We start from the raw sequence: 19,003 nt of genomic DNA, 5'->3' as shown, positions 1-19,003 counted from the left end.
GTCAGGCCTGGCCTCATCGCAGGCAAGCCAGCTCCCACACTTGACCGCATTCCAACAGGCACATGCAGTCGAGTGTGGGAGCTGGCTTGCCTGCGATGAAGTCACCTCGGTCCAGCAGCCTACCGGCGATTAGCCCACCGCAACCTAAGCCACTCCAGATCCTCCGGCCGGGTCACCTTGATATTGTCCGCACGCCCTTCGACCAGGCGTGGCGCCTGGCCGGACCATTCCATGGCCGAGGCTTCATCGGTGATGAGCGCATCGGCCACCAGGCTATCGGCCAAGGCCCGATGCAAGGCGCCCAGGCGGAACATTTGCGGGGTGTAGGCTTGCCAGATCAGGCTGCGGTCAATGGTTTCCACCACCCGCCCCTGCTTGTCGACGCGCTTGAGGGTGTCGCGGGCCGGCACCGCCAGCAAGCCGCCCACCGGGTCGTCCGCCAGCGCCGCCAGCAACGTGTCGAGATCCTCGCGGCTCAGGTTCGGCCGGGCGGCATCGTGCACCAGCACCCAATCGTCATCGCTGGCGCCCAGGGCATTGAGTTGCAGCAACGCATTAAGCACCGAGCCTGAACGCTGCGCCCCGCCATCCGCGCGCTGGATACGCGGGTCGCCGGCACACCCCAGGTTGGGCCAGTAAGGATCATCCACCGCCAGGCTGACCACCAGCCCCTTGAGGCTCGGGTGGTCAAGGAAACAGCCCAGGCTGTGTTCGAGAATCGTGCGCCCGCCCAACTGCAGATATTGCTTGGGACGGTCCGCGGCCATACGGGCACCGACGCCCGCGGCAGGAATCACGGCCCAGAAGGCCGGTAAACAGGCGTTCATTGGGCCAACTGGTAGAGGGTTTCGCCCTCCTTGACCATGCCCAATTCATGACGAGCCCGCTCTTCAACGGTCTCCATGCCTTTTTTCAACTCAAGCACTTCGGCATCGAGTACACGGTTGCGCTCCAGCAACACCTCATTCTCGGCGTGCTGCGCGGCAATTTGCTGGGTCAGGTCGGTTACCTGCGCCAGGCTGCCATTGCCCACCCAAAGGCGGTACTGCAGGCCAGCCAGCAGCAAGAGCAAGACGAGGAACAACCAATTGGGACTGCGCATCGAATATCGGGTATCCAGTGAAAAAAGACAGCCATGCAAAACTTTTGAAGCAACTGATAGCACGAAGCCTGGAAGACCCAGGCTTGTGCTTGATAGGCATCAGATTAGTGCGCAAATTCACTCTAAAGTGAGTTTTCCGACACAATCCGTTGTCTTTTTACCATCAACGACTCAGCCGCGAAACTCACCACGACCGTTGTATTTGGCTTTACCGCCCAATTGCTCTTCGATACGCAGCAGTTGGTTGTACTTGGAAACGCGGTCGGAGCGGCACAGGGAACCGGTTTTGATCTGGCCTGCCGAGGTGCCCACGGCCAGGTCGGCAATGGTCGAATCTTCGGTTTCGCCGGAGCGGTGGGAGATCACGGCGGTGTAGCCCGCAGCCTTGGCCATCTGGATGGCTTCCAGGGTTTCGGTCAGGGTGCCGATCTGGTTGAACTTGATCAGGATCGAGTTGGCGATCTTCTTGTCGATGCCTTCTTTCAGGATCTTGGTGTTGGTCACGAACAGGTCGTCACCGACCAGTTGGGTCTTCTCGCCGATCTTGTCGGTAAGGATTTTCCAACCGTCCCAGTCAGACTCGTCCAGGCCGTCTTCGATCGAAATGATCGGGTAGCGCTGGGTCAGGCCCTTGAGGTATTCAGCAAAACCTTCGGAGTTGAACACCTGGCCTTCGCCGGACAGGTTGTACTTGCCGTCTTCATAGAACTCGCTGGCCGCGCAGTCCAGGGCCAGGGTCACGTCGGTGCCCAGCGTGTAGCCAGCGTTGGCCACGGCTTCAGAGATCACTTTCAGTGCATCTTCGTTGGACGCCAGGTTCGGTGCAAAACCCCCTTCGTCACCCACCGCAGTGCTCAGGCCACGGGCCTTCAACACAGCCTTGAGGTGATGGAAAATCTCGGTGCCCATGCGCAGGCCTTCGGAGAAGGTCTTGGCGCCCACTGGCTGCACCATGAATTCCTGGATATCGACGTTGTTGTCTGCGTGTTCGCCACCGTTGATGATGTTCATCATGGGCACCGGCATCGAGTAGACGCCTGGGGTGCCGTTCAGGTTGGCAATGTGCGCGTACAGCGGCAGGTCCTGGTCCTGGGCAGCGGCCTTGGCAGCAGCCAGGGATACAGCGAGGATCGCATTGGCGCCGAGGCTGCCTTTGTTTTCGGTGCCGTCGAGCTTGATCATCGCGTGATCGAGGGCTTTCTGGTCCAGCGGGTCCTTGCCCAGCAACAGGTCGCGGATCGGACCGTTGATGTTGGCTACGGCCTTGAGGACACCCTTGCCCAGGTAACGGCTCTTGTCGCCATCACGCAGTTCCAGCGCTTCGCGCGAACCTGTGGAAGCACCGGACGGCGCGCAGGCGCTGCCGATGATGCCGTTATCGAGAAGCACGTCAGCTTCGACGGTGGGGTTGCCACGGGAGTCGAGAACTTCACGACCTTTGATGTCGACGATTTTTGCCATTGTTGTAAACACTCCAAAGTTGACGAAAACGACGCAGCTGAAGGAAATCTTTTGACCGACCGCAAGGGTGGAACAACGGGGCAGGCTTGCAGACGACAAGGCTCAGGCCCGGGGGCCTGAGCATAAAACGCGGAAAGTTTACCGGAGAAACGCGGGTTACGCGGTCTCTACCGTCGGAAAACTCTTGACCAGTTCGTCCAACTGCTTGAGCTGGGCCAGGAATGGCTCCAGCTTGTCCAGGCGCAGGGCACACGGGCCGTCGCATTTGGCGTTGTCCGGGTCCGGGTGGGCTTCCAGGAACAGGCCAGCCAGGGACTGGCTGATACCGGCCTTGGCCAGGTCCAGCACCTGGGCACGTCGGCCACCGGCGGAATCGGCGCGACCACCCGGCATTTGCAGCGCGTGGGTCACGTCGAAGAACACCGGGTATTCAAACTGTTTCATGATGCCGAAACCGAGCATGTCCACCACGAGGTTGTTGTAGCCGAAGCTCGAACCACGCTCGCAGAGGATCAACTGGTCGTTACCCGCTTCCACGCACTTGCTCAGGATATGTTTCATTTCCAGGGGTGCGAGGAACTGGGCTTTCTTGATATTGATCACCGCGCCGGTCTTGGCCATCGCGACGACCAGGTCGGTCTGGCGCGACAGGAAGGCCGGCAACTGGATGATGTCGCACACCTCGGCGACCACCGCAGCCTGCTCAGGCTCGTGGACGTCGGTGATGATCGGCACGCCGAAGGCTTGCTTGATGTCCTGGAAGATCCGCATGCCTTCTTCAAGGCCCGGGCCGCGATAGGAGGTCACGGACGAACGGTTGGCCTTGTCGAAGCTGGCCTTGAACACGTACGGGATACCCAGCTTTTGGGTAACGCGCACATACTCTTCACAGACCTGCATCGCCATGTCGCGGCTTTCCAGCACGTTCATGCCGCCAAACAGCACCATGGGCTTGTCGTTGGCAATTTCGATATCGCCTACGCGAATGATCTTCTGGGCCATCAGGTTTACGCCTTCTTCTGATGTTGCGTCAGTGCAGCCTTGACGAAACCGCTGAACAACGGGTGACCGTCGCGTGGAGTCGAGGTGAACTCAGGGTGGAACTGGCAAGCGACGAACCATGGATGATCCGGGGCTTCGACCACTTCAACCAGCTTGCCATCGCCGGAGCGACCGGAGATTTTCAGGCCGGCTTCCTTGATCTGCGGCAGCAGGTTGTTGTTCACCTCATAACGGTGACGGTGACGCTCGACGATCACGTCCTTGCCATAGCAGTCGTGCACCAGCGAGCCGGACTCCAGCAGGCAATCCTGTGCGCCAAGGCGCATGGTGCCGCCCAGGTCGGAGCTTGCGGTACGGGTTTCAACGGCGCCGGTGGCATCTTCCCACTCGGTGATCAGGCCCACGACCGGGTGGCCGCTGGTGTGATCGAACTCGGTGGAGTTGGCGTCTTTCCAACCCAGCACGTTACGAGCGAACTCGATAACCGCCACTTGCATGCCCAGGCAGATACCCAGGTACGGCACCTTGTTCTCACGAGCGTACTGTACGGCGGTGATCTTGCCTTCCACGCCACGCAGGCCGAAACCGCCTGGCACGAGGATCGCATCGACGCCTTCGAGCAGCGCGGTGCCCTGGTTCTCGATGTCTTCGGAGTCGATGTAGCGCAGGTTGACCTTGGTCCGGTTGCTGATGCCGGCGTGGCTCATCGCTTCGATCAGCGACTTGTACGCGTCCAGCAGTTCCATGTACTTGCCGACCATGGCGATGGTCACTTCGTGCTCGGGGTTGAGCTTGGCATCAACCACCGCTTCCCACTCGGACAGGTCCGCGCCATTGCACTGCAGGCCGAAACGCTCGACCACAAAGTCATCCAGGCCCTGGGAATGCAGGATGCCCGGGATCTTGTAGATGGTGTCGGCGTCTTCCAGGGCAATCACCGCACGTTCTTCAACGTTGGTGAACTGGGCGATCTTGCGGCGCGAGGAAATGTCGATCGGGTGATCGGAGCGGCACACCAGCACGTCCGGCTGCAGGCCGATGGAGCGCAGCTCCTTGACCGAGTGCTGGGTAGGCTTGGTCTTGGTTTCGCCAGCGGTGGCGATGTACGGCACCAGCGTCAGGTGCATCAGCATCGCGCGCTTGGCGCCGACTTCGAAACGCAACTGGCGGATGGCTTCGAGGAACGGTTGGGATTCGATGTCACCCACGGTGCCACCGATCTCGACCATGGCCACGTCGGCATCGCCTGCACCCTTGATGATGCGGCGCTTGATTTCGTCGGTGATGTGCGGGATCACCTGGATGGTTGCACCCAGGTAGTCACCACGGCGCTCCTTGCGCAGCACGTGCTCGTAGACACGGCCAGTGGTGAAGTTGTTGTTCTGGGTCATGGTCGTGCGGATGAACCGCTCGTAGTGGCCCAGGTCCAGGTCGGTCTCGGCGCCGTCGTGGGTGACGAACACTTCACCGTGCTGGAACGGGCTCATGGTGCCCGGGTCGACGTTGATGTACGGGTCCAGCTTGAGCATGGTGACCTTAAGTCCCCGCGCCTCCAGGATGGCCGCCAACGAAGCGGAGGCAATGCCTTTCCCCAATGAAGAAACAACACCGCCCGTGACGAATATGTAGCGCGTCATGAAAAACCCTAGAAGTCTGCGTTAAAGCGGTCGGAGCCGCCGGGGAAAGCGAAGGAAGGCCGAAGCCCCCGATCACCTGCATTAATCACAGTGCACCTTTCAAAAAAACCGCCGCGTTGTGACAGACCAGCAATGGAACACCGGTACGTTGATCGCTACACATTTTTTGGAATCGCCCAGCAAAGACTGCTTGGTAATCGGCAACGACTGTGTTTCAGGAGAATCCACAGAAGTTGTATCAAGAAGGGAGCGTAGTCTACCGGAAAGGCGCTATCAGCTCAAACCTTGATCGCAGGTGGGTGGCGCCCACTGTAATTGCCAGTCATCCCCCTGCCCTGTCGAGGCCCTTGCCAGGTTGGCCACGGCCACCAGACGGGTGCCTTGGTACAGCAGCGGCAATCTGCCACGGATAAAGCCTGGCACAGCACTTTCGTTGAGCAAACGCTTGAGGTCGCGACGGCCGCGGCCTGGCAGTTCCATGACTTCACCGCCCTGGCGATAGCGGACGCTCAACGGGCCATCAGGGGCGTGCCCGCTGAAATACAACTGGCCGTTACCGGGTAACTGTAGTGGGTTTTGCGGGTGCGACCAGCTCAATGGACTGTCGGAAAACTCTGACCATTTGGTAGGGATCCACCAGATACGATCGTTGCAACGCTGCAATTGGCCATCGGCCAAACGCCACACGGGCTGTGCGTCCGCCTTGGCATCGCGCAAGGTGTGCCAGCCAATCCAGTGCTCGCTGTCGGGCAACAACGTCAGCGGCGCCAGCCAGTACTGTAGGGCGTTGCGCTGACGAGCGTCGGAAAGATCGCGCAGCGGCGCAAGTGCCAACGATGGCAGCGGTAGCCACCCATGCGCCGATGGCCGCTGGGCAGCCTGCACATCCAATTGCGCCAATTCATCGAGCAGCCCTTGGGCCTGCGCTAGATGCCCAGCGGTTCGCGCCAGGGTATTCGCGGCCTGTGGCCAGCGTGCGGTGAGCAGTGGAAATACTTGATGACGCAGGTAATTACGGGAGAAACGTGGATCGCCGTTGGAGGGATCCTCGATCCAGCTCAACGACTGCTCGCGGGCGTAGGTTTCCAGCTCGGCTTGCGACACCTCCAGCAGCGGCCGTACCAGGTGCCCCTTGCCCAAGGGGCGCTGTGCTGGCATGCCGGTCAGGCCCCGCACCCCAGCGCCCCGCAGCAGGCGGAACAGCAAGGTTTCGGCCTGATCATCACGGTGCTGGCCAGTCAGTAGCAACTCCCCTGGGCCGATCGCCTCGGCGAACGCCTGGTAGCGCGCATCACGGGCTGCACGCTCCAGGCTTGCGCCCGGTTGCACGCTCACACGCATGACGCGTAGCGGCACGCCTGCGGCCTCACAGACCGCCTGGCAATGAGCGGGCCAGGCGTCAGCTGCGGCTTGGAGGCCATGGTGCACATGGACGGCATGCAGTGGCGGTAGAGGTTGGGTTTTTGCCAGACCGGCGAGAAGGTGCAGCAGGACTGTGGAGTCGAGCCCGCCGGAGTAGGCGATATGCCAGGCCGGAGCGTTGTGCCAGGGGGCCAGGGCTTGCAGGAGTTTGGCGGGGAGGGTTGGTTTCATCGCACGTTACCGCCGCAAAACTGGAATACGTTAGCCAAGCATATACAACGCAAATGTGGGAGCGGGCTTGTCGGGTCGCCGCATCGCCGCGATAGCGGTGTCCCAGTCAACCCATCTGGCACTGATACATTGCTATCGCGGGCAAGCCCTAATGCCAGTCAGTTAAGCGGATTCTGCTTTCTGTAGGAGCGAGCTTGCTCGCGAAGGACGTCAACGATAACGCGTGTTTGCTAGGTAAACGCGGCGCTCTCAAGTTCTCCGCGAGCAAGCTCGCTCCTACAAAAAGGCTTAACTGACTGGCATTAGGGCAAGCCCGCTCCCACACAAGCCTGCTCCCACATAAGCCCGCTCCCACAGGGGTGATGCAGTGGCTTAGAGGCCGTAGCTCATCAGGCGCTCGTAACGACGGGCCAGCAGCGCCTCGTTGTCGAATTTCTTGAGCATGTCCAACTGCGCGCAAAGTTCGGCGCGGATGGTGGCCGATGCAGCAGCCGGGTCGCGGTGGGCGCCGCCCAGGGGCTCGGCGATCACTTTGTCGACGATGCCCAGGCCTTTGAGGCGATCAGCGGTGATGCCCATGGCTTCGGCAGCATCCGGGGCCTTTTCGGCGGTTTTCCACAGGATCGAGGCGCAACCTTCCGGCGAGATCACCGCGTAGGTGGAATATTGCAGCATGTTCAGTTGGTCGCAGACGCCAATGGCCAGCGCACCGCCGGAACCGCCTTCACCGATCACGGTCGCGATGATCGGGGTTTTCAGGCGTGACATCACTCGCAGGTTCCAGGCAATCGCTTCGCTCTGGTTGCGCTCTTCAGCGTCGATGCCTGGGTAGGCGCCCGGGGTGTCGATAAAGGTCAGGATCGGCATTTTGAAGCGTTCGGCCATTTCCATCAGGCGGCAGGCCTTGCGGTAGCCTTCCGGGCGCGGCATGCCGAAGTTGCGACGCACTTTCTCGCGCACTTCACGGCCCTTCTGATGGCCGATCACCATCACTGGCTGGTCGTCCAGGCGGGCAATACCGCCGACAATCGCCGCGTCATCAGAGAAGTGACGGTCGCCATGCAACTCGTCGAACTCGGTGAAGATGTGATCGATATAGTCCAGGGTGTACGGACGGCGCGGGTGGCGGGCCAGGCGCGCGATCTGCCAGCTGGTCAGCTTGCCGAAGATGTCTTCGGTGAGCGTCTTGCTCTTGTCTTGCAGGCGGGAGATTTCATCGCCGATATTCAGCGAATTGTCATTGCCGACCAGGCGCAGCTCTTCGATCTTGGCTTGCAGGTCAGCGATCGGCTGTTCGAAATCAAGAAAATTCGGGTTCATAAGCGTCCGTCTTGGGTCGACGGCCAGGGAGTGCCTGGCCAGCCGGTGGTCTATTCGCGCCCTACCTTAAGGGAGAGGCGCGTCAAGGTCGAGATTAAATGTTGAGTCGAGGTCAGGGGTAAAAACCAGCCCTGACCGTCAACGGTATTGGAGGAAGACGTTGTCACGCCCGAACTGGTCACGCAATGCTTGAATCAAGCCATCGGCCGGGTCAATTCGCCACGTCTCGCCAAACTGCAACATCGCCTTGGCATCGCTGCCGGTGTATTCCATGGTCACCGGGCACGCGCCACGGTGACGCTTGAGCAAGTCCCCCAGCCAGCGTAGCTGATCGCCCTTGAGCGCTTCGGTTTTCACCTTCAGGCGCAGGCTTTCGGCCAGGTTGGTGCGGGCATCTTCCATGCTCATCACACGCTTGATCCGCAGGCGCAGGCCGCCGGAGAAGTCATCGTTGCTGACCTCGCCTTCCACCACCACCATCGCGTCGGTCTGCAACAGCGACTGCGCGGAATGGAACGCGTCGGCAAACAGCGACGCTTCGATACGCCCGGAGCGGTCGTCAAGGGTGATGAACCCCATCTTGTCGCCCTTTTTGTTCTTCATTACCCGCAGGGCAATGATCATCCCGGCCACGGTCTGGGTATCACGCGCCGGTTTCAGGTCGATGATGCGCTGGCGGGCGAAACGGCGGATCTCGCCTTCATATTCGTCAATCGGGTGACCGGTGAGGTACAGGCCCAGGGTGTCTTTTTCACCCTTGAGCCGCTCCTTGAGGGTCAGCTCCTTGGCCTTGCGGTGGTTGGCGTACACATCGGCGTCTTCTTCGACGAACAGCCCGCCAAACAGGTCGGCATGCCCGCTGTCGTGGGTGCGGGCGGTCTGTTCGGCGGCCTTGATCGCTTCTTCCATGGCGGTCAGCAGTACCGCGCGGTTGCGGTCGATATTGGCCTGGTAGGCCTTCGGCTCGTCATGGAAGTATGGGCCAAGGCGGTCGAGTGCGCCGCTGCGGATCAGGCCATCCAGGGTCCGTTTATTGATGCGCTTGAGGTCGACCCGGGCGCAGAAGTCGAACAGGTCCTTGAACGGCCCATCCTGGCGCGCCTCGGTGATCGCCTCAACCGGGCCTTCGCCCACGCCCTTGATCGCGCCCAGACCGTAGATGATGCGGCCTTCGTCGTTCACGGTGAACTTGAACTCCGAGGCGTTCACATCCGGCGCGTCGAGACGCAGCTTCATGGTCCGCACTTCTTCGATCAAGGTCACGACCTTGTCGGTGTTGTGCATATCCGCCGAAAGCACCGCCGCCATAAATGGCGCCGGGTAGTGGGCCTTCAGCCAGGCCGTCTGGTACGACACCAGGCCGTAGGCGGCGGAGTGGGATTTGTTGAAGCCATAACCGGCGAATTTTTCCACCAGGTCAAAGATGTTACCGGCAAGGTCAGCATCGATATTGTTGGTGGCGCAACCTTCAATGAAACCGCCGCGCTGCTTGGCCATTTCTTCGGGTTTTTTCTTACCCATGGCCCGGCGCAGCATGTCCGCGCCACCCAGGGTGTAACCGGCCATGACCTGGGCGATCTGCATCACCTGTTCCTGATACAGGATGATGCCGTAGGTCGGCGCCAGTACCGGCTTGAGGCCTTCGTACTGGTAGTCGGAGTGCGGGTAGGCCAGTTCGGCACGCCCGTGCTTACGGTTGATAAAGTCGTCAACCATGCCCGATTGCAGCGGGCCCGGACGGAACAGGGCCACCAGTGCGATCAAGTCTTCCAGGCAGTCGGGCTTGAGCTTTTTGATCAGCTCCTTCATGCCGCGGGATTCAAGCTGGAATACCGCCGTGGTTTCGGCTTTTTGCAGCAGGGCGTAGGTCGGCTTGTCGTCCAGCGGGATAAAGGCGATATCCAGCGGTGCTTCATTGACCTTGGCGCGCTCGCGGTTGATGGTCTTGAGCGCCCAGTCGATGATTGTCAGGGTTCGCAAGCCGAGGAAGTCGAACTTCACCAGGCCGGCCGCCTCCACGTCGTCCTTGTCGAACTGGGTTACCAGGCCATCGCCTTCTTCGTCGCAATAGATCGGCGAAAAGTCGGTCAGCTTGGTCGGCGCGATGACCACACCACCGGCGTGCTTGCCGACGTTACGCACCACGCCTTCGAGCTTGCGCGCCATCTCCCAGATTTCGGCGGCTTCTTCATCGACCTTGATGAAGTCGCGCAGGATTTCTTCCTGCTCGTAGGCTTTTTCCAGGGTCATGCCGACTTCAAAGGGGATCATCTTCGACAGACGATCCGCCAGGCCGTAGGACTTGCCCTGCACCCGCGCCACGTCGCGGATTACCGCCTTGGCCGCCATGGAACCAAAGGTAATGATCTGGCTTACCGCGTTGCGGCCATATTTCTCGGCCACATATTCGATGACCCGGTCACGACCATCCATGCAGAAGTCGACGTCGAAGTCGGGCATCGATACCCGTTCCGGGTTCAGGAACCGCTCGAACAGCAGGTCATATTCCAGCGGGTCAAGGTCGGTGATCTTCTGCACATAAGCCACCAGCGAGCCGGCACCCGACCCCCGGCCAGGCCCAACCGGCACGCCGTTGCTTTTGGCCCACTGGATAAAGTCCATTACGATCAGGAAGTAACCGGGGAACCCCATCTGGATAATGATATCCAGCTCGAAATTCAGCCGGTCGACATACACCTGGCGCTTGGCGTCATAATCTTCGGTGGTGTCCCTGGGCAGCAGGACGGACAGACGCTCTTCCAGGCCATCGAACGACACCTTGCGGAAATATTCATCGATGGTCATACCATCGGGAATCGGGAAGTTGGGCAAGAAGTGCTTGCCCAGCTTCACTTCGATATTGCAGCGCTTGGCAATTTCGACGGAGTTTTCCAGGGCCTCGGGCAGGTCGCTGAACAGCTCGGCCATTTCCTCGGCGCTCTTGAGGTACTGCTCTTCGCTGTAGTTCTTCGAGCGACGCGGATCGTCCAGCGCCCGGCCTTCGCCGATGCACACGCGGGTTTCGTGGGCCTCGAAGTCTTCCTTCTTGATAAAGCGCACATCGTTGGTCGCCACCAGCGGCGCGCCCAGCTTTTCGGCCAGGGCCACGGCGGCGTGCAGGTGTTCTTCGTCGTTGGGGCGGTTGGTACGCTGGATTTCCAGGTAGAAGCGGTCAGGGAATACCGTCATCCAGTCACGGGCGAGAACCTCAGCCTCCTGGGGGTTGCCGCCCAGCAAGGCAATCCCGACCTCCCCTTCCTTGGCCGCCGACAGCATGATCAGCCCTTCACTGGCCTCGGCCACCCATTCGCGCTCGATGATGATCGAGCCATTGCGCTGGCCATCGATAAAACCACGGGAAATCAGTTCAGTCAGGTTGCGATAACCTACGCCGTTCATCGCCAACAGGCTGATACGGCTCAATGGGTTATCGGGGTCCTTGTTGGACAGCCACAAGTCGGCGCCGCAGATCGGCTTGATGCCCGCGCCCATGGCGCTCTTGTAGAACTTGACCAGGGAGCACATGTTGTTCTGGTCGGTCACCGCCACCGCAGGCATATTCATGCCCACCAGGGTTTTGACCAGCGGTTTGATCCGTACCAGGCCGTCGACCAGGGAGTATTCAGTGTGCAGGCGCAGGTGAACGAATGAAGCCGGCATAGTGATCCTGTCTAGATACGTGTGAAAACAACAAGGCCCGGATTGTACCGGGCCTTGCGTAAAACATCAGCCTGCGCCTAAATCTCGACCTGGCTTTCGCGTGCCTCGTAAGCCTGGCGGACCGGGGCGAACGAGCGGCGGTGGATCGGCGTGGGGCCCAACCGGGCCAGGGCTTCCAGATGCACGGGCGTCGGGTAGCCTTTATGGCCGCCAATGCCATAGCCCGGATAGATCAGCTCAAACGCCGCCATTTCACGGTCGCGACTGACCTTGGCCAGGATCGAGGCGGCGGCAATCGCCGGCACCTTGCTATCGCCCTTGACCACGGCTTCGGCCGGCATCGCCAGCTTCGGGCAGCGATTACCGTCGATCATCGCCAGTTTCGGGGTGATGTGCAGCCCCTCGACGGCGCGCTGCATGGCCAGCATCGTGGCATGCAGGATGTTCAGTTCGTCGATTTCCTCGACTTCGGCCCTGGCAATATGCCAGCTGAGGGCTTTTTCGCAGATTTCGTCAAAAAGCTTTTCACGACGGGCTTCGGTGAGTTTCTTCGAGTCATTGAGGCCGAGAATCGGACGACTCGGGTCAAGAATCACCGCTGCCGTGACTACCGCACCACACAACGGGCCGCGCCCGACCTCATCGACACCGGCGACCAGTTCGTGGGTTTGGGCGACCAGGCTGAAATCCAGGCCCATTTGCGTCTTCATAGGGTTTCCTGATGGCGGCCGATCAAGGTCAACACGGCATCGGCGGCCTGGTTTGACGCATCACGGCGCAAGGTACGGTGAATTTCGTCAAACCCACGGGTCTGCTCTTCGCCACCGTCGATCAACGGCAGAAGGGTCTGGGCCAAGGCGTCGGGGGTTGCAGCATCCTGCAACAGCTCCGGCACCAACAACCGCTGGGCCAGCAGGTTGGGCAAGGAGATGTAGGGACTTTTGACCATGCGCTTGAGAATCCAGTAGGTCAGCGGCGCCAGGCGGTAGGCCACGACCATCGGGCGCTTGTAGAGCAAGGCCTCCAGCGTGGCGGTGCCGGAAGCAATCAGCACCGCATCACACGCAGCCAGGGCCAGGTGCGAACCACCGTCGAGCAGGGTCAAGGGCAGGTCGCGCCCCACCAGCAGGGCCTCGATCTGCGTACGCCGCTGCGGGCTGGCGCATGGCAGTACAAAACGGACCCCAGGCTTCAAGGCCTGTAGGCGCTCGGCCGCATCGAAAAATAGTGCGCCCAGGCGCCCGACTTCACCGCCACGGCTGCCGGGCATCAACGCCACCAGCGGCCCTTCGGGCAAGCCCAGCTCGGCGCGGGCGGCGGCGCGATCCGCTTGCAGCGGGATGGTATCGGCCAGGGTATGGCCGACAAACTTCACCGGCACGCCCTTCTCTTCGTAGAACCGCGCCTCGAACGGCAGCAGGGTCAGCATCAGGTCGCAGCCTTCGCGGATCTTCAGCACGCGCTTCTGCCGCCACGCCCACACGGACGGGCTGACGTAATGCACAGTCTTGATCCCGGCCTGACGCAACTTGAGTTCGATATTGAGGGTGAAGTCCGGTGCGTCGATACCGATAAAGACGTCCGGCTTTTCGGCAATCAGGGTCTGGATCAGCAGTTTGCGCCGAGCCAGCAGCTCACGCAGGCGCCCCAGCACTTCCACCAGCCCCATGACCGACAAACGCTCCATGGGAAAGTAGGAGGTCAGGCCTTCAGCCTGCATCAGGGGGCCGCCGACCCCAATGAATTCCACCGCCGGATGCTGCGCCTTGATGGCTCGCATCAGGCCCGCGCCGAGAATATCGCCGGAAGCTTCTCCGGCCACCAATGCAATACGCAGTGTGGCCATGGTCAGCGGGTGATGCCGCGAGTCGATGCCTGGATCGAATCACGGAATATGGCAACTTCTGGAAACAGCGCTGCCGGCTCGGCCAGATCGGCCAGTGCCTGGTCAACCGTCAGGCCCTGGCGATATACCACCTTGTAGGCTCGACGCAGGGCGTGGATGGCATCTTCGCTGAAACCACGGCGGCGCATGCCTTCAAAATTCATGCTGCGGGCTTCGGCAGGGTTGCCAAAGACCGTGACGAACGCCGGTACATCCTTGCCGATAGCCGTACCCATGCCGGAAAAGCTGTGGGCGCCGATATGGCAGTACTGATGCACCAGGGTGAAACCGGACAGGATCGCCCAGTCGTCAACGTGTACATGACCAGCCAGCGCGGTGTTATTGACCAGGATGCAATGGTTGCCAATCACGCTGTCATGACCGATATGGGCATAGGCCATTACCAGGTTGTGATCGCCCAGGGTGGTTTCTGCCCGATCCTGCACGGTACCACGATGAATGGTCACGCCTTCACGAATGATGTTGTGATCACCGATTACCAGGCGGGTTTCTTCACCCTTGTACTTCATGTCCGGCGTGTCTTCACCTACCGAGGAAAACTGGTAGATGCGGTTGTGTTTGCCAATGCGGGTCGGACCCTTGAGGATCACGTGCGGCCCGATGACTGTCCCCTCGCCGATTTCCACACCTGCGCCGACGATCGACCAGGGGCCGACCTCAACGTCGGCGGCCAGTACGGCCGTCGGATCGATGATTGCGCGAGGGTCAATCAAACTCATAGTTTGCGTTCCGCGCAGATGATTTCGGCGGAGCACACAGGCTTGCCATCAACGGATGCCTGGCATTCAAACTTCCAGATCTGGCGCTTGCAACTCACAAACTTGGCTTCCAGGATCAACTGGTCACCTGGGGTGACCGGATTGCGGAAACGCAGTTTGTCGGAGCCCACGAAATAATAAAGCGTGCCATCGGCAGGCTTCAGGTCGAGCATTTTAAAACCCAGGATACCAGCGGCCTGCGCCATTGCTTCGATGATCAACACGCCCGGCATGATCGGGTGCGCGGGGAAGTGACCATTGAAGAAGGGTTCGTTGATGCTGACATTCTTGTAGGCACGAATGCGCTTCTCCTCAACATTCAGCTCCACTACACGGTCCACCAGCAGGAACGGGTAACGGTGAGGCAGGTATTCGCGAATCTCGTTGATGTCCATCATTTCGGGGGGAAGCCTGTAATAAAGATTGGGAGCGCGCGGACTAAGGCACGCCCCTCTAGCAAATCAAGAAGGCAGTCTAGCTGCTGTGCACACTTGATATGGAAATGGTATCAGCCATCTGATGAAACATTACTGCCAGGGGTCACGTCCCCAACACGTTTTTCCAGATGTTTCAGGCGCCGGGCTATGTCGTCCAACTGCCTTAAACGGGCCGCGCTCTTGCGCCACTCGGCCGCGGGTTGCATCGCTGTACCGGAAGAGTAAGCCCCAGGCTCGGTAATCGAGTGGGTGACCATGGTCATGCCGGTAATGAATACGTTGTCGCAAACTTCAATATGGCCCACCAGCCCGACACCACCGGCCAGCATGCAATGCTTGCCGATCCTGGTGCTACCGGAGATGCCAACGCACGCGGCCATGGCCGTGTGATCGCCAATCTGTACGTTGTGGGCGATCTGGATCTGGTTGTCCAGCTTCACACCATTGCCAATCACGGTATCGGCCAAGGCCCCGCGATCGACGGCGGTGTTGACGCCAATCTCCACATCGTCACCGATCAGCACACCGCCGACCTGGGCGATCTTCTGCCAAATGCCCTTCTCATTGGCAAAGCCGAAGCCTTCGCCGCCGATCACGGCACCCGACTGAATCACTACCCGCTGCCCGATACGCACATCGTGGTATAGGGTCACGCGCGGCGCGAGCCAGCCGCCTGCGCCGATTTCGCTGCGAGCACCGATAAAGCAATGGGCACCAACAGTCACGCCGGCACCAATGCGCGCACCACTCTCGATCACCGCAAACGCACCAATGCTCGCCGCTGGATCAACCTGGGCGTCATCGGCAACCACGGCCGACAGATGAATACCTGGGGCAGCCTTGGGTTTCGGGTCGAACAAATGGGAAACCCGCGCATAAGCCGCGTAAGGGTCAGCCACCACCAGCGCATCCCCGGCAAACGTCTCGGCGTCAGCGGCCTTCAGCAATACGGCTGCGGCCTGGCTGTCGCCCAGGTATTTACGGTATTGGGGGTTTGCGAGGAAGCTCAACTGAGCTGGGCCAGCCTCCTGCAAGGTGGCTAGCCCAGTGATTTCCTTCTCCTTGGAGCCACGCAAGGTAGCTCCCAGGAACTCGGCCAATTGACCGAGTTTGATAGTCGCAGTCATGGTTTACTTCAGCTGGTTCATGCGCTCGATCACCTGGCGGGTGATGTCGTATTGAGGTTTGACGTCAATCACGGCGCCACGCTCGAAGACCAGGTCAAAAGCACCTTTCTTGATGACTTCTTCCACGGCGCTGTCGAGTTTTGGCTTCAGTTGCTTGAGCATTTCGCGGTCGGCAACAGCCTTGGCCTCGTTCAGCTCCTTGGACTGGAACTGGTAGTCACGGGCCTTTTGCTTGAATTCAAGCTCCAGACGCTCACGCTCGCCTTGCTGCATTTTATCGCCACCGGCGACCAGACGATCCTGGATACCCTTGGCGCTGCTTTCCAGGGTCTTGAGCTTGGTCAGTTGCGGACCGAATTTTTTCTCGGCATCCACGGCGTACTTCTTGGCCGCGTCGGATTCCAGCAGGGCCATCTGATAGTTCAGGACGGCGATTTTCATTTCGGCAAACGCCGGGGTTGCGACCAGCACGGTTGCCAGAAGAACCAATTGAGTCAACTTACGCACGATGCACTCCTACAGAATCCGTTGTCGTTATCTTGGGTCGGACGCTTAGAACGTCTGGCCGAGGGAAAATTGGAAAATCTGGGTTTCAGCGTTATCCGGTTTCTTGACTGGCATCGCCAAGGCGAAGCTCAACGGGCCCAGGGCGGTAATCCAGGTCACACCCACACCCACGGAACTGGCCAGATTGCTCAGGCTGACGTCGTTGCACTGGGTGTTGGACTTCAAGCCACTCGGGTTACGGATCTGCTCGCACTTGGAGTCGAATACGTTACCCACATCCCAGAAGACCGAGGTCCGCAGGGAACGCTGGTCCTTGACGAACGGCAGCGGGAATAGAATTTCCGCACCGCCTTGAATCAGCACGTTACCACCAAATGGCAGCGGATCATTGTCCGAGTCCGCAACTGTGCCCACGTTACCCGTCTTATCAACACCACGGCTCGGCGTACCGCGAGGACCCAGGGTACTGTCCTTGAAACCACGTACCGAGTTGAAACCACCGGCGTAGTAGTTCTCGTAGAACGGCAGGCCATCGGTCGAACCGTAGCCATCACCATAGCCCAATTCCGTGTGCAGGCGCATGGTGTAGTTATCGCTCAACGGCGTGAACAACTGGCCACGGTAGTCGAGCTTGAAGAACGACAGGTCGCTACCTGGGGTGGTGGCTTCCAGGGTCAGGCTCTGGGAGTGACCACGGGTGGCCAGCACACCTTTGTTCAGGGTGGACTCGGACCAACCGGCCGAGGCCTTGAAGTTGAGGAACTTGTCACCTTCGCGGCGGGTGAAGTCGAAGATCTCGTCCACGGTGTAGACACCGGTCTTGATCTCATCCTGCTGCGCGGTCAGACCGAAGGTCAGGCGCGAGGTCTCGCTGATCGGGTAGCCCACGTTGACACCGGCACCCAGGCTGTCGATCGCATAGCTTGCCACGTCGACGTCGAGGTCTTTGTAGTCGGTGGTGCGGTAGAAGGCGTTGTAGCCCAGGCTCACACCGTCAGCCGTCCAGTAGGGGTCCACATAACCGAAGTTGTAGCGGCTCTGGTATTCGCTACGGGTCAGGCCGATGGATACCTTGTTACCGGTACCCAGGAAGTTGTTCTGGGTGATCGAGCCACCGAGGATCAGGCCGGCGCTCTGTGCAAAGCCGACACTGGCGGTGATCGAGCCGGATGCCTGTTCTTCCACGGCGTAGTTCACGTCGACCTGGTCATCCACACCCGGTACGGCCGGGGTTTCGACGTTGACTTCCTTGAAGAAGCCCAGGCGCTCAAGACGGGTCTTGGACTGGTCGATCAGGTAGGTCGAAGCCCAGCCACCTTCCATCTGGCGCATTTCGCGACGCAGCACTTCGTCCTCGGACTTGGTGTTGCCACGGAAGTTGATGCGGTTGACGTAGGCACGCTTGCCCGGGTCGACGACAAAGGTGATGTCGACGGTGTGGTCATCATCATGGGGGGTCGGCACGCCGTTGACGTTGGCGAAGGTATAACCTTCGTTACCCAGGCGGCGGGTGATCAGTTCGGATGTAGTGGTCATCAGCTTGCGCGAGAACACCTGGTCCTTCTGGACCAGCAGCAGGGACTTGACCTGGTCTTCAGGCACTTTCAGGTCGCCGCTGAGCTTCACGTCGCGAACGCGGTACTTCTCGCCTTCGTTGACGTTGACCGTGATGTACACGTGTTTCTTGTCCGGGGTGATGGACACCTGGGTCGAAGCGATATCCATGTTGATATAGCCACGGTCCAGGTAGTAGGAACGCAGACGCTCCAGGTCACCGGAGAGTTTTTCACGGGCGTACTTGTCGTCGTTCTTGAAGAACGATAGCCAGTTGGTGGTCTTGAGCTCGAACAGGTCGATCAGGTCTTCGTCGGCAAACTTGGTGTTGCCCACTACGTTGATGTGCTGGATCGCCGCCACGGTGCCTTCGTTGATGTTGACCTTCAGGCCGACACGGTTGCGCGGCTGCGGGACCACTTCGGTTTCCACGGAAGCAGAGTAGCGGCCCTGGGCAACGTATTGACGTTGCAGCTCGTTACGCACGCCTTCAAGGGTGGCACGCTGGAAGATCTCGCCTTCGGCCAGGCCGGATTGCTTGAGCCCCTTCATCAGGTCTTCAGTGGAGATCGCCTTGTTGCCTTCGATCTCGATACTGGCGACAGAAGGTCGCTCGACGACAGTGATGACCAGGACGTTGCCTTCACGGCCCAGCTGGATATCTTGAAAGAAGCCGGTTTTGAACAGCGCTCGAGTGGATTCCACCAGGCGACGGTCGTCAGCCTGTTCCCCAACGTTCAACGGCAAGGCGCCAAAGACGCTACCCGCGGAAACCCGCTGGAGGCCGTTGACGCGAATATCGGAGATGGTGAAGGACTCGGCGTGAACTTCGGCGATCATCAATACGGTGAGAACCGCAGTTAGCAGCAGACGTTTCATGAAGTCCTTTCTTATTCCAACTGGCAATAAACAAACTGCCGCAAAATGCGGCAGATTCGC

The 19,003-nt window shown here is 59.9% G+C and carries 15 protein-coding genes; all 15 read right to left on the bottom strand.

The genetic code is table 11. From position 1 onward, the window contains the following. Nucleotides 1-119: 119 nt before the first annotated feature. The gene (gene ispD, locus AO268_RS06790; RefSeq protein ID WP_076962183.1) at nucleotides 120-827 is read right to left on the bottom strand and encodes a 2-C-methyl-D-erythritol 4-phosphate cytidylyltransferase; all 708 of its coding nucleotides are present in this window, start codon (nucleotides 825-827) and stop codon (nucleotides 120-122) included. Next, nucleotides 824-1,102, bottom strand: coding sequence for a cell division protein FtsB (gene ftsB, locus AO268_RS06785; RefSeq protein ID WP_029297251.1), 279 nt, complete (start codon nucleotides 1,100-1,102; stop codon nucleotides 824-826). The genes ispD and ftsB overlap by 4 nt, the downstream gene beginning before the upstream one ends. A gap of 171 nt (nucleotides 1,103-1,273) precedes the next feature. Beyond that, nucleotides 1,274-2,563 carry a phosphopyruvate hydratase gene (gene eno / locus AO268_RS06780; RefSeq protein WP_076962182.1) on the bottom strand — a complete coding sequence of 430 codons (1,290 nt, stop codon included), beginning with the start codon at nucleotides 2,561-2,563 and terminating at the stop codon, nucleotides 1,274-1,276. Between the two features lie 156 nt (nucleotides 2,564-2,719). Then, complete coding sequence (gene kdsA, locus AO268_RS06775) at nucleotides 2,720-3,565, bottom strand: 3-deoxy-8-phosphooctulonate synthase (protein ID WP_076962181.1); 846 nt, start codon at nucleotides 3,563-3,565, stop codon at nucleotides 2,720-2,722. A gap of 5 nt (nucleotides 3,566-3,570) precedes the next feature. Further along, nucleotides 3,571-5,202 carry a CTP synthase gene (locus AO268_RS06770; protein WP_099168217.1) on the bottom strand — a complete coding sequence of 544 codons (1,632 nt, stop codon included), beginning with the start codon at nucleotides 5,200-5,202 and terminating at the stop codon, nucleotides 3,571-3,573. 273 nt (nucleotides 5,203-5,475) lie between these two features. Continuing rightward, entirely contained in the window at nucleotides 5,476-6,795 is a 1,320-nt protein-coding gene (tilS, locus tag AO268_RS06765) for a tRNA lysidine(34) synthetase TilS (protein ID WP_099168216.1), read from the bottom strand. Between the two features lie 372 nt (nucleotides 6,796-7,167). After that, complete coding sequence (locus AO268_RS06760) at nucleotides 7,168-8,115, bottom strand: acetyl-CoA carboxylase carboxyltransferase subunit alpha (protein WP_099168215.1); 948 nt, start codon at nucleotides 8,113-8,115, stop codon at nucleotides 7,168-7,170. A gap of 138 nt (nucleotides 8,116-8,253) precedes the next feature. Beyond that, nucleotides 8,254-11,775, bottom strand: coding sequence for a DNA polymerase III subunit alpha (gene dnaE, locus AO268_RS06755; protein ID WP_076962178.1), 3,522 nt, complete (start codon nucleotides 11,773-11,775; stop codon nucleotides 8,254-8,256). Between the two features lie 77 nt (nucleotides 11,776-11,852). Further along, complete coding sequence (gene rnhB / locus AO268_RS06750; protein ID WP_076962177.1) at nucleotides 11,853-12,485, bottom strand: ribonuclease HII; 633 nt, start codon at nucleotides 12,483-12,485, stop codon at nucleotides 11,853-11,855. Next, nucleotides 12,482-13,621: a lipid-A-disaccharide synthase gene (lpxB, locus tag AO268_RS06745; RefSeq protein ID WP_076962176.1), complete on the bottom strand. Its 1,140-nt coding sequence runs from the start codon at nucleotides 13,619-13,621 to the stop codon at nucleotides 12,482-12,484. Before lpxB ends, rnhB begins: the two co-directional genes overlap by 4 nt. A 2-nt stretch (nucleotides 13,622-13,623) precedes the next feature. Continuing rightward, entirely contained in the window at nucleotides 13,624-14,400 is a 777-nt protein-coding gene (lpxA, locus tag AO268_RS06740) for an acyl-ACP--UDP-N-acetylglucosamine O-acyltransferase (RefSeq protein WP_076962175.1), read from the bottom strand. Further along, nucleotides 14,397-14,837, bottom strand: a complete 441-nt coding sequence (fabZ, locus tag AO268_RS06735; RefSeq protein ID WP_029297270.1) for a 3-hydroxyacyl-ACP dehydratase FabZ — start codon at nucleotides 14,835-14,837, stop codon at nucleotides 14,397-14,399. Before fabZ ends, lpxA begins: the two co-directional genes overlap by 4 nt. 110 nt (nucleotides 14,838-14,947) lie before the next feature. Beyond that, nucleotides 14,948-16,003, bottom strand: a complete 1,056-nt coding sequence (gene lpxD / locus AO268_RS06730) for a UDP-3-O-(3-hydroxymyristoyl)glucosamine N-acyltransferase (RefSeq protein WP_099168214.1) — start codon at nucleotides 16,001-16,003, stop codon at nucleotides 14,948-14,950. A 3-nt stretch (nucleotides 16,004-16,006) separates the two neighbouring features. Next, entirely contained in the window at nucleotides 16,007-16,510 is a 504-nt protein-coding gene (locus AO268_RS06725; protein WP_003219314.1) for an OmpH family outer membrane protein, read from the bottom strand. 45 nt (nucleotides 16,511-16,555) lie between these two features. Continuing rightward, nucleotides 16,556-18,943 (bottom strand): outer membrane protein assembly factor BamA, encoded by a 2,388-nt coding sequence (bamA, locus tag AO268_RS06720; protein ID WP_076962173.1) that lies wholly within the window; start codon nucleotides 18,941-18,943, stop codon nucleotides 16,556-16,558. Nucleotides 18,944-19,003: the final 60 nt, after the last annotated feature.

This window comes from Pseudomonas sp. ICMP 8385 (assembly GCF_002699915.1).
In the GTDB taxonomy this organism is placed as follows: domain Bacteria; phylum Pseudomonadota; class Gammaproteobacteria; order Pseudomonadales; family Pseudomonadaceae; genus Aquipseudomonas; species Aquipseudomonas gessardii.
This window is presented reverse-complemented; position numbering and strand designations above follow the sequence as displayed.